This window comes from Phocaeicola sp. RTP21198st1_B8_RTP21198_201120 (genome assembly GCF_040929485.1).
Classification (GTDB): Bacteria; Bacteroidota; Bacteroidia; order Bacteroidales; family Bacteroidaceae; genus Phocaeicola; species Phocaeicola dorei.
Genome location: NZ_JBCOCI010000005.1, coordinates 6,998 through 20,692, shown reverse-complemented (window position 1 = coordinate 20,692; position 13,695 = coordinate 6,998). Strand labels below are relative to the sequence as shown.

Below are 13,695 nucleotides of genomic sequence, written 5' to 3'. Positions count from 1 at the left end.
TCACTCGTTATTTATAAGTATATTTGTAAGGTTAAAACTATTATGCAAAAATGAAGAATATTTTTCAAGACTTAAAACGCAAAGATCATAAACGCTATCTGGGTGGACTGGATGTTTTTAAATATATTGGTCCCGGATTACTGGTTACTGTAGGTTTTATTGATCCGGGAAACTGGGCCTCGAATTTTGCAGCCGGTTCCGAATTTGGTTACGCGTTGTTGTGGGTGGTGACCCTGTCTACCATTATGTTGATTGTGTTGCAGCACAATGTGGCCCACCTGGGCATTGTGACGGGATTGTGCCTGAGTGAAGCAGCCACGCAGTATTGTCCCAAGTGGATATCCCGTCCCATTTTGGGCAGCGCGGTACTGGCCTCCATATCCACTTCGCTGGCGGAGATATTGGGAGGAGCCATTGCCTTGCAGATGCTTTTAGGAATTCCCATAGCCTGGGGATCTGTTCTTACTACGATGTTTGTCGTCATTATGCTTTTTTCCAATTCATATAAAAAGATAGAAAGAGCCATCATTGCTTTTGTATCCGTAATCGGCCTTTCGTTTCTGTATGAGTTGTTTTTGGTAGATATTGACTGGCCTGTGGCGGTCCGTTCCTGGGTGGTTCCCGACATACCCCAAGGCAGTATGCTGATTATCATGAGTGTGCTTGGGGCAGTGGTTATGCCGCATAATCTTTTCTTGCATTCAGAGGTGATACAGAGCCACGAGTACAACAAGCAGGACGAGAGTTCCATTCGTAAAGTATTGAAATATGAGTTCTATGATACTTTGTTCTCCATGATTGTGGGATGGGCTATCAATAGTGCCATGATCTTACTGGCAGCCGCTACTTTCTTCCGTACCCGGACTCCGGTGGAAGAGTTGCAGCAGGCGAAGTCGTTGCTTGACCCATTGCTGGGCAGCCATGCCGGAATCATTTTTGCCCTGGCATTGCTGATGGCGGGGATTTCCTCCACCATAACCAGTGGCATGGCGGCAGGTTCTATCTTTGCGGGTATTTTCGGTGAATCTTATCATATCAAGGATATTCACTCCAAGGTAGGTATTTTGATTTCTTTGGGGATAGCATTGGTTCTTATTTTCTTTATTGAGAATCCCTTTTACGGACTTATCATCTCTCAGATGATTCTGAGTATCCAGCTGCCTTTCACGGTGTTCCTGCAAGTAGGACTGACCTCTTCCAAACGGGTGATGGGCAAATATGCCAACTCCCGGTGGAGTTCATTCGTGCTTTATACCATTGCGGTGATTGTCTCCGCATTGAATATCATGCTGTTGCTCAGTTGAATAATGTGCGAATTTGCCCATGTGCCAATTGCCATGCGGGACCATAGCGCAGCACGTGGGCACATGGGCAAATTTTTTATTTCGTTTTGCTTTCCGAGATAATCAGCAGTTTGTCACCGGCATGCAGTTGCAGAGAGCCATTGGGGATCATGAATTCGTTCCCCCTTTTTACCAGCATCACCAGCATACCTTTAGGCAGATTCATATCCATCAGCCTGTCTCCCTTTGCCAGCATTTCCTCCGTCAGTACGATATCGCGGAGGTCTGTATTGATTTCCTCCGGTATCTCTACTCCGAAATCATTTCCTGTTTTTTCCAGTGGTGTATCCAGATGGAGTAATTTGGCCATCCATGAAATGGTCGTTCCCTGAACCACTAAAGACAATATGGTAATGAAAAATACGATATTGAAAATCTGGGTAGATCCCGGCACATCAGCCACTACCGGATAAGTGGCGAATATGATAGGTACTGCTCCGCGTAATCCCACCCAGGAAATAAACAGCCGTGAGCTGATGTTCATCTTTTTAAAGGGAAGAAGACAGAGCAGGACACTGAGCGGGCGGGCGAGTACAATCATGAAAATGCCGATCAAGGTTGCCGGTATGGCGATGGACAACATTTCATGGGGATTCACCAGCAATCCCAGGCTCAGGAACATGATAATTTGGAAGAGCCAGGTCATGCCGTTCATAAAAGTAGCGATCTCCTTACGGTTTACAATGCGTGCGTTACCCACCATCATTCCTGCTATATAGACAGCCAGATAGCCGTTTCCTTTACACAGGTCGGTCATGGTGAATGTGAAGAAAATAAAGCTCAGCAGCAAGATAGGATAGAGCGACTGGTTCTTCAAGTCAATCTTGTTGATGATTACTACCGCCAGTTTTCCCAGCAGGAATCCTGAGGCGCCACCCACAGCAAACTGAATCAGGAATGAAATCAGAATATCGTCTGCCCCCATGCCTGCCGATGTGATGAATTGTATCAGGACGATGGTGAGCATATACGCCATAGGGTCATTACTTCCGCTTTCCAGTTCCAGCATCGGGCGGAGGTTATGTTTCAGGTTCATGCTTTGCGAGCGCAGGATATTGAACACGGAAGCAGAGTCCGTAGAGGACATGGTAGCCGCCAGCAACATGGCCGTCATCAGGGACATGGTAATGCTGACATTCGAGAACCCGGAAATCCAATAAATAAAGAATCCGGTGAAAATAGTAGTAAGCAACACCCCGAAGGTGGAAAGCAGTATGCCTTGTGGCAATACAGGCTTGATATCCGAATATTTGGTATCCATACCCCCTGAGAACAGAATGATGCTAAGGGCCATCATGCCGATGAACTGTGCCTCGCCCGCATCATGGAATTGGAGTCCCAGGCCGTCGCTTCCGAACAGCATGCCGACCAATAAAAAAACAAGTAACGTAGGGATTCCGAACCGGTAGCCGGTCTTGCTCACTACAATACTTACGAACAATAGGATAGAACCTATCAAGAGAATGTTTTCTGCATTAAATATCATACTTCTGTGATCTTGTTTAATTTTTTAATATGATGTGCCAGCATCAGGCAGGCTGTGATAAATGCTAAAAGATCAGATACAGGCATACTGAGCCAAATGCCGTTCAGTCCCCACCAATGAGGCAGCAACAGCAGGCAGGGCAATAAATACAACAGTTGGCGGGACAAGGAGAGGAAGATAGAAATTTTCGCTTTCCCGATAGATTGGAAGAAACTGGAAATCACAATTTGTATTCCCACGAAAGGAAACATCAGGACTCCGATTTGCAACCCAGTGCGTGCCAATGCTGTAAGTTCTTTATCGTCTGTAAACATATTAACAACCAAATTAGGGAAAAGTTCGCTGAAAACAAATCCCAGCGAAGTGATGCACCCCCCTGCAATCATGCAATATTTCAACGTCTGCTTCACCCGGCCGAATTTGTGTGCCCCATGATTATAGCCCACAATCGGTTGCATCCCCATAGTCAGTCCCATGATAACCATTACAAACAACATCAGCAGACGGTTTAATATGCCGTATGCTCCGATAGCCAGATCGCCCCCGTAGAGCAGCAGGCTCTTGTTGAATATAATGACAATGGCCGAAGCGCAGACATTCATCAGGAACGGCGACATGCCGATACTGAAAATATTCTCTACGATCCGTTTCCTTAATTTGAATATCCCTTTCTTGAAACGGATATAACTTTTTTCCTGCATGAAATGGCTCAGCACCCATATCATGCCGGCAAACTGTGAAAGGATGGTTGCCGTGGCTGCTCCGCGGATTCCCCAGCCGAGCCAGAATATAAAGACAGGAGCCAAAATGATGTTGCACCCCACTGTCAGCATGGAGGACAGCATCGCTTTTCGGGGATAACCGGTGGCACGCATGATATTGTTCAGCCCGATCATTACATAGGTGACAGGACTTCCTATTAATATAATCTGCATAAAGTCGCGGGCGTATGGCAACGTGTCATGGCTTGCCCCGAAGAAGAACAGAATCTGGTCTAGAAACAGCAAGGTGATGCCTCCGTAGAAAATAGAATTTATCACACAGAGCACCGTTACGTTTCCCAGCACCTTCTCGGCGCCGTCCGTATCCTTCTGCCCCAGGCGGATAGAAGAAATGGTAGCGCCACCCACCCCGACCAGTGTACAGAATGCCACCAGCAGGTTCATCAGCGGAAAAGAAATAGCCAAGCCCGATATGGCCATGGCGCCGACACCGTGCCCGATAAATACGCTATCAATAATATTATACAGTGACGTCAGTGTCATTCCGATGATAGCAGGGATAGAGTACTCTAAAAGCAGCTTTCCTACCTTTTCTGTACCCAGTATGTGCGGGTTGTTTTCTTTCATTCGCGTTTTTATTATTTTTAAGCTTTGCAAAGTTAGGAATATGGAGGATTATTCAGACCTTTGCGGCGTTAAATCAAACTAAAAGTAATATGAATTCAACAAAAAGCATTGCAGCTTTATTCGATTTTGACGGGGTGGTGGTAGATACGGAACCTCAGTATAGTATATTCTGGAATGAACAAGGACGGAAATACCATCCTGAGATACCCGAGTTCGGCCGGATGATAAAAGGGCAGACATTGACACAAATTTATAACAAATATTTCGCTGGAATGGAAGACGTTCAGCGTGAAATTACAGAAGATTTGAACAAATTTGAAGAAAATATGTTATTTAATTATATCCCGGGCGTAGAGGGCTTTATGAAGGAGCTGAGAGCCAACGGGGTAAAGATAGCGATAGTCACAAGCTCAAATGAAATGAAGATGAACAACGCATATAAAGCACATCCGGAACTGAAACAAAGTGTGGACCGTATCCTCACAGCCGAAATGTTCACTCGTTCCAAACCAGACCCCGAATGTTTCTTATTAGGAGCCACAGTCTTTGATACCGTGCCCGAGAACTGCGTGGTTTTCGAGGATTCATTTCACGGGCTTGAGGCAGGAAATCGGGCAGGAATGACCGTGATAGGATTGGCTACTACCAACCCTGAAGAGCAGATACGCGATAAGGCGAAGGCTGTTATTCAGGACTTTAATGGATTTAGTTTCGAAAAAATGAAGGATATAATGAGGTAATGTCAACTAAAACATCTACCTTTGCAGCCGTTTTTTATAAATTAAAGTAAATATGGCAGGATATATTTCAGGCGATACACGCAAAGTAACGACACACCGTTTGGTGGAAATGAAGCAGAGAGGCGAGAAGATTTCTATGCTTACTTCGTATGATTACACGACAGCGCAGATTGTAGACGGCGCAGGCATCGACGTCATACTGGTAGGAGACTCCGCTTCGAATGTCATGGCGGGAAATGTGACCACACTTCCCATCACCCTTGACCAGATGATTTATCACGGGAAATCCGTGGTTCGTGGAGTGAAACGCGCGCTCGTTGTGGTCGATTTGCCTTTCGGTACTTACCAGACTTCCGAGTACGAAGCGGTGACCAATGCGATCAAAGTGATGAAGATCACACATGCCGATGCATTGAAGCTGGAAGGTGGCGTAGAAATCATTGATGCGGTAAAGAAAATCATCGCTGCGGGTATTCCCATCATGGGACATTTGGGACTGATGCCGCAGTCTATCAATAAATACGGAACTTATACTGTACGTGCCAAGGACGAGGAAGAGGCCGAAAAGCTGCTGAGTGACGCGCATCTGCTGGAAGAGGCGGGATGTTTTGCGTTGGTGCTCGAAAAAATCCCCGCATCATTGGCGGAACGTGTGGCCAAGGAACTGACTATCCCCGTTATCGGCATCGGAGCCGGAGGCGCTGTGGACGGACAGGTGCTGGTTGTATCCGACATGCTGGGTATGACCAACGGTTTCAGTCCCCGTTTCCTCCGTCGTTATGCCGATTTGCATACTGTTATGACAGGAGCCATACAGCAATACGTGGATGATGTGAAAAAAGGTGATTTTCCTAACGAAGACGAACAATATTAACAAAGTTTCTGCTGATATGTATGATGACTTCTTCTTTCCGTATGAGAAAGCAAAACTATGGACCGGGAATATGGTTCTGCTATCCCTTTCGAACTTTTTGCTTTATGCCTCGCTATACATGATGCTTCCCGCACTGCCTTTATGGATGGTGCGGCACTGGTATTGCAGCTATGCGGAAGCAGGAGCGGCTGTGGCTGTTTTCGGACTGGCCATGTTTCTTCCGGGAGCGTTCAACAGCTATCTTATCGATACGTTCAAGCGTAAAAGTGTTTGTCTGGTCGCGATGCTTCTGTTCGTGGCGTCCAGCCTGCTGTATCCATACGTTGCGACTGTAGGGTTCATAGCCTTGGTCCGGGCTGTCCAGGGGGGGCTGTTCAGTGTCATTACCATGACTACGGGTAGCACGCTGGTGATTGACGTCACCGCCTCACGCCGCCGCACGGATGCGAATATCGCCTTTTCGTGGGTGGGGCGTTTTGGAATGGTGGCAGGTCTTGCGTTGGGAATTTACATTTATCCTTACTGGAATTTTCACCATGTTGTTTATACCTGTGTCGCTTTGGGCACACTGGCTTTGCTTCTGATTCTGGCGGTGGATGTCCCTTTCCGTGCTCCGCTGCGCACCTCATGGTTCTCGTTGGACCGTTTTCTGTTGCCTCGTACTCTGTGGCCGGCACTGAATATGATGATGCTTTCCGCCGTTTTCGGCATTTTGATAGCACACATTTACAATGAGTTGTTTTACATTTGCATCCTGATCGGTTTTATCATCTCCCTGTTGCTTTTGCGTTATGTGCTTTCCTATGCTTCTGGCCGTTCGGAGGTGGAGCTGGGGCAGGCCGCGATGATAGGCGGACTGTTGTTGCTTGCTTTTTCCAACAGCTTGATGAACAGTTATATAGCCGGTGTATTGCTGGGCACGGGGATCGGTACTACCGTGTCACGGTTTTTTATAAAGATGATTAGTCTGCCGATGCATTGCGAACGGGGTACGGGAAACAATACTTATCAGCTGATGTGGGAAGTAGGTATGCTGAGTGGTTTTCTGTTTGAGAATATGTGGACCGAAAGTCATCCTGATACTATTTATTGGATATGTATCGGTATCTGTGTCACTCTTTTGCTGATGTATGAGTTCTTTACACATCCGTGGTATTACAGAAAAATGGAGGAAAAACAGTAGGATGATGATTTCAAATGTTGGTTTATCCAGCTGTCGGAGTAAAAATATAGCAACTTAAATAAATTAATAATATAAAGAATATGGCAGACGACAAAAAGATTATCTTTTCGATGGTAGGCGTAAGCAAAGCCTTCCAGGCGAACAAACAGGTATTGAAAGACATCTACCTATCCTTTTTTTACGGTGCTAAGATCGGTATCATCGGTCTGAACGGTTCAGGTAAGTCAACGCTGATGAAAATCATCGCCGGACTGGAGAAAAGTTATCAGGGAGAAGTGGTGTTCTCGCCGGGCTACTCTGTAGGCTATCTGGCACAGGAACCGCATCTGGATAATGAAAAGACAGTGAAAGAGGTAGTGATGGAAGGTGTGCAGAGCATTGTGGACACTTTGGCGGAATACGAAGAAATAAACAACAAGTTCGGGCTTCCCGAATACTATGAGGACCCTGAGAAGATGGATGCACTCTTTGCCCGTCAGGCTGAGTTGCAGGACATCATTGACGCTACGGACGCATGGAATCTGGACAGCAAACTGGAACGCGCCATGGATGCGTTGCGCTGTCCGCCCGAAGACCAGCCGGTGAAGAACCTCTCGGGAGGTGAGCGCCGCCGTGTGGCCTTGTGCCGCCTGCTGTTGCAGAAGCCGGATATCCTGTTGCTGGACGAGCCTACCAACCACTTGGACGCGGAAAGTATCGACTGGCTGGAACAGCATTTGCAGCAATATGAAGGTACGGTGATTGCCGTAACCCACGACCGTTACTTCCTGGACCATGTAGCCGGATGGATTCTGGAACTGGACCGTGGCGAAGGAATTCCTTGGAAGGGAAATTACTCCAGCTGGCTGGAACAGAAGACCAAACGTATGGAGATGGAAGAGAAAGTGGCAAGCAAACGCCGCAAGACCTTGGAACGCGAGCTGGACTGGGTGCGCATGGCTCCCAAAGCCCGTCAGGCGAAAGGAAAGGCCCGTCTGAACTCCTATGACAAGCTGCTGAACGAGGATGTGAAGGAAAAGGAAGAGAAACTGGAAATCTTTATTCCGAACGGTCCCCGTCTGGGCAACAAGGTGATTGAGGCCAAAGGAGTGGCGAAAGCTTACGGTGACAAGCTGTTGTTCGATAACCTGAATTTCATGCTGCCCCCTAACGGCATTGTCGGCGTAATCGGTCCTAACGGCGCCGGTAAGACTACTTTGTTCCGCTTGATTATGGGACTGGAAACCGTAGATAAAGGTACTTTCGAGGTAGGAGAGACCGTGAAACTGGCATACGTAGACCAGCAGCATAAGGATATTGACCCGGAAAAATCCGTTTATCAGGTAATCAGCGGTGGAAACGAGCTGATCCGTCTGGGCAACAGGGATATCAACGCGCGTGCTTACCTCAGCCGTTTCAATTTCTCGGGAGCCGATCAGGAGAAACTTTGCGGAATGCTTTCGGGTGGTGAGCGCAACCGCCTGCATCTGGCTATGGCACTGAAGGAAGAAGGCAACGTGCTGCTGCTGGACGAGCCTACCAATGATATTGACGTGAACACGCTGCGCGCGCTGGAGGAAGGTCTGGACGATTTTGCAGGTTGTGCGGTGGTGATCAGCCACGACCGTTGGTTCCTGGACCGTATCTGTACCCATATCCTGGCTTTCGAAGGAAACAGCGAGGTATTCTTCTTTGAAGGATCTTATTCGGAATACGAAGAGAACAAGATGAAGCGTCTGGGCAATGAGGAGCCGAAACGGGTGCGCTACCGCAAGCTGATGGAAGACTGATGGGGGCCTCCCTGTCCTGATAAGGTCCAAACTAAAATGACCATTCCGAAAAGTAACAGATTGTAATTACAAGACCTGAAAGAGTCGTATCAAGCTCCGTTTTGAGTAATGATACGACTCTTTTTTTTGCCTTTAAGGAGGTTCAAGTTTCAAATCAAAACCTCTTTCTTGGCTAGAATTAAGTTTTGAACCCTCTTGGGTTGTGTACTCTCTCTGGGGCGCGGATAGCGGAAGAAACCAGACCAATCACTGTAAATTGTAACCGATTTGTAGCTTGTATATCGTTTCTATTAGCTATCTTTGCAACGTATTTTAAGACATTAATTATAATATTAATTAATTAAAAAGTTTATGGTAAAAAGAATGCGATCTTTTTTTGCGGTGGTTATGTTGGTAATCGCTGCTGCTGTTAACGCCCAGGTCACCACTTCATCAATGAGTGGTAAGGTGGTTGATCAAAGCAATGAAGCCATTATCGGCGCAACGATTCAGGCTATTCACGAACCGTCCGGCACCCATTATGGGGCCATTACCAATGTGGACGGCCGTTATTCCATCCAGGGCATGCGTGCCGGCGGCCCTTACAAAGTAGAAGTTTCTTATGTAGGTTATCAATCAGTGGTTTACAAGAGCATCAACCTCCAGTTGGGAGAGAATTACGTATTGGATGCGAACTTGAAGGAATCTACCGAATTATTGGATGAAGTGGTGATTACCGCTTCCAAAAGCAGCAACATGAAATCAGACCGCGCCGGAGCGGTAACCAATGTTGATGCGGCCAGAATGTCGGAAGTGCCTACAGTGAGCCGCAGCATGAACGATATCATGCGTCTGACCCCTCAGGGAGCCAATATCGGTAGCGGTTTCTCAGTGGGTGGAGGTAACTACCGCCAGTCTTATGTCACTGTGGACGGAGCCGCTTTCAACAATGCCTTCGGTATCGGCTCGAACTTGCCGGCAGGCGGTTCGCCTATCTCTCTGGATGCTTTGGAACAGATTTCCGTTTCCACCACCCCCTTTGATGTCCGTCAGAGCGGATTTACAGGAGGTGCCATCAACGCCGTGACAAAGAGTGGTACGAATGAGTTCAAAGGTACAGCCTATATGTACACTTCCAATACCCACCTCACCGGAAACAAGGTAGAGGACTATGAACTGACCCGCAACCGTGACCACAGCACCACCTACGGAGCTTCTCTGGGAGGTGCGATCATTAAAAACAAGTTGTTCTTTTTCGTGAACGGCGAATATCAGGATAATGTGCAGGCAGGCCCGTCGGGCATAGCGCGTAGCGGCGCCAATGACGAATGGAGCACAAACGGCATTGTGCACCGTCCGTTCGAGAACACCACAACGGTAGGCGACCGTACCTTCGTAGGGATGAACAACATCAGCCAATACCTGTCGGAAAAATACAACTACAATCCGGGACGTTATCAGGGATACTCTCTGGAAACCCCTTCTTACAAGATCATGGGCCGTCTGGACTGGAACATCAACAACAACAATAAGATTAATTTCCGTTTCACCCATACCCATTCCAAGTATTCTGCCAACCCTTCCTCTTCCACCACCCCGTTTAAAGATTCAATCATTTATCCGGGCGGAGTAGACGGCAGCGCGGGCAAGAGCAGTTCGGGACGTACATCAAACACCGGTCTGTACTTTGAAAGCTCACGCTATATGCAGGAACAGAACTTCACCTCCATCGCTTCCGAATGGAACTCAAAGTGGGGGGCTATCAATAACGCCCTGCGTTTCACTTATTCTTATCAGAACGAACCGCGTACATACGAAGGGGGAACATTCCCTACGGTGGACATCCTTGACCAAGGCTCGCTGTACACCTCATTCGGTCCGGACCCCTTTACAGAAGGGAACTTGCGCCAGGTGAAGACTTTTGTCATTACCGATGAGTTCAATTTCTCCAGCGGTATCCATAACTTTATGGGCGGTATCCAGTTTGAGTCCAATAAGGCAGTGAACGGATTCATGCAGGCGGGAAGCGGTTATTATGTCTATTCCTCCTGGGATGATTTTGTGAACAACAGAGCTCCGGCTGCCTTCGGTATCACTTATTCCAACACCGGGGACGGTTCCCAGTTCCTGGCGAACATGAAGTACCAGCAGCTTTCTTTCTATCTGCAGGACCAGATGAATATCACGGACAACTTCAGACTGACTGCCGGGGTGCGTTTCGAACTGCCCATTTATCCGGAGCTGAAGAACAACTATAATAAAAATTTCGCACAGATTGACTTTGACGGATATCATTACGCCACAGACCAGCTGCCTTCATCCTACCAGCTGACCGCCTCCCCCCGTATCGGTTTCAACTGGGACCTTACAGGCGAGCGTAAGTATGTATTGCGCGGCGGTAGCGGTTACTTCATCGGCCGTCTGCCGTTCGTATGGCTGGTTTCGGCAGTAGGTAATGCCAATTGCGGACAAAGCACTTATTATTATAACGAGCAGAAGGATGCCAAGTACGGACAGCCGGGCTTCCACACCAGCGTGGCCGATATGTTGAAAGATCCTAACCTGAACCTTCCGGCAGCTACTGATCCCGCCGCACCTTCCGGAGCCACCATCATTGACCGCGACCTGAAGATGAACGCCACCTGGAAGTCTTCACTGGCTTTGGATGCAAAACTTCCCGGAGATATTGACTTTACGTTGGAAGGTATTTTCAGCAAAGAGTTCAATCCGGCTACTGTGACCAACCTGGGACGTAAGTTTAAAGGAGAGCAGGAGATAGCTCCGGGTGATGTCCGCAGAATGTTTGAGTACTCCAATTCGAACAAGACGGACGCTTATTATATCACCAATGCGGGAAACAGCGCTTATTATTACTCACTCACCGCTTCACTGGCCAAGACATTTGATTTCGGCCTGCATCTTTCCGCTTCCTACACCCGTTCTTATGCCAAGTCGTATGGCGACGGCATCGGCGACCAGGTGAACTCGGCTTATTACAACAACCGTTACTCTGTCAACGGAAACAATGACACGGAGACCGGCTATGGTACGTATGTATCGCCCAACCGTGTGCTGGCTTCCGCGGCTTACCGTATTAAATACGCCAAGAATTTCGCTTCCTCCTTGTCTTTGATTTATGAGGGTATGAACATGGGCTATGCCGGGGGATATTCCGCCGCCCGTTATTCCTATACATTCACCGGGAACATTGTAGGCGATTACGGCTCAAACAACTTGCTGTACATTCCGGCATCCCGTGAGGCGCTGGATAAGTGGAACTTCGCCGATTATACTGACAGCAAGACGGGTGAGGTGACTTATTCCGCCAAGGAGCAGCGCGATGATTTCTGGGCTTACATTAATGAGGACAGTTACCTGAAAGGCCGTAAAGGCAAGTATGCCGAACGCGGAGGAGCCATCATGCCCTGGCATCATCAGCTGGATTTGAAGTTCAATCAGGATTTCTTCCTCAATGTAGGGGGCAAGCGCAATACCTTGCAGTTCGGAGTGGATATCAAGAACTTCCTGAACTTGCTGAACAGCGACTGGGGAATTTATAAGACGGTGAACAATACTTCCTTGTTGAGTTATAAGAGTGGTGCTTACCAGTTCCAGAAGAACGGAGGAAAGAAACTGACTGATACGTATTCCAATCTGAACAGTTTCAATTCTACGTATTCCATACAGTTCAGTGTCCGTTATATCTTTAACTAAGTGAAATAGCCTGTATCAGACAATACAGGAACAGGATAGAGAGGCGTACCCATGAAGGTGCGCCTCTTTTGTATGCGTATTCTTCCTTGTTTTGAAAAAACTTGGAATTAAGAATAAATTAAGTACCTTTGTGTGTTATCCTATAAAGAACAATAGTTTATGAGTGATAAGATATATCCCATCGGTATCCAGAATTTCGAGAAACTCCGCAAGGAAGGCTATTTCTATATTGACAAGACGGCCTTGATCTACAAAATGGTAAAGACCGGCAGTTATTACTTCCTCAGTCGTCCGCGCCGTTTCGGGAAAAGTCTGCTGGTTTCTACTCTGGAAGCCTATTTCCAAGGCAAGAGAGAATTGTTTGAAGGACTGGCCATAGCCGGACTGGAGAAAGACTGGACAGTACGTCCCGTCCTGCATATCGATCTGAATATCTCAAAATATGAGACAGCGGAGGATTTGAGCGATATGCTGAATGATTTTCTGACCAACTGGGAAGCTGTCTACGGTTCCGCTCCTTCCGAGACATCCCTCGCCCTCCGTTTCAAAGGCGTGATAAAACGTGCTTACGAGCAGACGGGGCAGAGGGTTGCCATTCTGGTAGACGAATATGACAAGCCCATGCTGCAAGCCATCGGCAATGAGGAGCTTCAGAGAGTATATCGGAGCATACTGAAACCCTTCTATGGAGTGTTGAAGACAATGGACGGTTGCATCAAGTTCGCTTTGCTGACGGGGGTTACCAAGTTTGGCAAGGTCAGTGTGTTCAGCGATTTGAACAACTTGGACGATATTTCCATGTGGAATGAGTTTATTGATATCTGTGGGGTCAGTGACAAGGAAATTCAAACCTGGCTGGAGCCGGAACTTCATGAATTTGCTGAAAAACGGGGGAGGACATACGATGAAATCTGTGCCGAACTGAAAGAGTGTTATGACGGTTATCATTTTACACATAATTCCATCGGTATTTACAATCCTTTCAGCCTGCTTAATGCCTTCAAACGGAAGGAGTTCGGAAACTACTGGTTTGAGACCGGTACGCCGACTTATCTGGTGAGGTTGCTGCAAAAACATCATTATGACTTGGAACGGATGGCGCACGAGGAAACGGATATCCAGGTGCTGAATAGTATTGATTCCGAGTCCACGAATCCTATTCCGGTGATTTATCAGAGCGGGTATCTTACGATCAAGGGGTATGATGAGCGTTTCGGTATCTATTATCTAGGCTTTCCTAACCGGGAGGTAGAGGAAG

General features: G+C 47.4%; 9 protein-coding genes. 7 read left to right on the top strand and 2 right to left on the bottom strand.

Annotated features, from left to right (window positions below; translation table 11 throughout):
* Positions 1-50 precede the first annotated feature (50 nt).
* The gene (locus AB5935_RS04210; protein WP_368327334.1) at positions 51-1,304 is read left to right on the top strand and encodes an Nramp family divalent metal transporter; all 1,254 of its coding nucleotides are present in this window, start codon (positions 51-53) and stop codon (positions 1,302-1,304) included.
* A gap of 76 nt (positions 1,305-1,380) precedes the next feature.
* Here AB5935_RS04210 and AB5935_RS04205 read toward each other — a convergent pair whose 3' ends face one another.
* Entirely contained in the window at positions 1,381-2,829 is a 1,449-nt protein-coding gene (locus AB5935_RS04205) for a potassium/proton antiporter (protein WP_007838207.1), read from the bottom strand.
* Positions 2,826-4,178: an MATE family efflux transporter gene (locus tag AB5935_RS04200; protein WP_007838208.1), complete on the bottom strand. Its 1,353-nt coding sequence runs from the start codon at positions 4,176-4,178 to the stop codon at positions 2,826-2,828. The genes AB5935_RS04205 and AB5935_RS04200 overlap by 4 nt, the downstream gene beginning before the upstream one ends.
* Before the next feature lie 89 nt (positions 4,179-4,267).
* On the opposite strand from AB5935_RS04200, the gene AB5935_RS04195 reads away from it, so the two are divergent.
* From AB5935_RS04195 to AB5935_RS04170, 6 genes are all read left to right on the top strand, one after another.
* Entirely contained in the window at positions 4,268-4,918 is a 651-nt protein-coding gene (locus AB5935_RS04195) for an HAD family hydrolase (protein WP_007838210.1), read from the top strand.
* Positions 4,919-4,970: 52 nt separating this feature from the next.
* Positions 4,971-5,792, top strand: coding sequence for a 3-methyl-2-oxobutanoate hydroxymethyltransferase (gene panB / locus AB5935_RS04190; protein ID WP_007838213.1), 822 nt, complete (start codon positions 4,971-4,973; stop codon positions 5,790-5,792).
* 16 nt (positions 5,793-5,808) lie between these two features.
* Entirely contained in the window at positions 5,809-6,975 is a 1,167-nt protein-coding gene (locus tag AB5935_RS04185) for an MFS transporter (protein WP_007844970.1), read from the top strand.
* A gap of 80 nt (positions 6,976-7,055) precedes the next feature.
* The gene (gene ettA / locus AB5935_RS04180; protein ID WP_007838223.1) at positions 7,056-8,744 is read left to right on the top strand and encodes an energy-dependent translational throttle protein EttA; all 1,689 of its coding nucleotides are present in this window, start codon (positions 7,056-7,058) and stop codon (positions 8,742-8,744) included.
* Between the two features lie 351 nt (positions 8,745-9,095).
* Positions 9,096-12,437: a carboxypeptidase regulatory-like domain-containing protein gene (locus tag AB5935_RS04175; RefSeq protein WP_195298059.1), complete on the top strand. Its 3,342-nt coding sequence runs from the start codon at positions 9,096-9,098 to the stop codon at positions 12,435-12,437.
* Positions 12,438-12,596: 159 nt separating this feature from the next.
* The coding region (locus tag AB5935_RS04170; RefSeq protein ID WP_368327333.1) for an AAA family ATPase at positions 12,597-13,695 on the top strand (1,099 nt) is incomplete at its 3' end.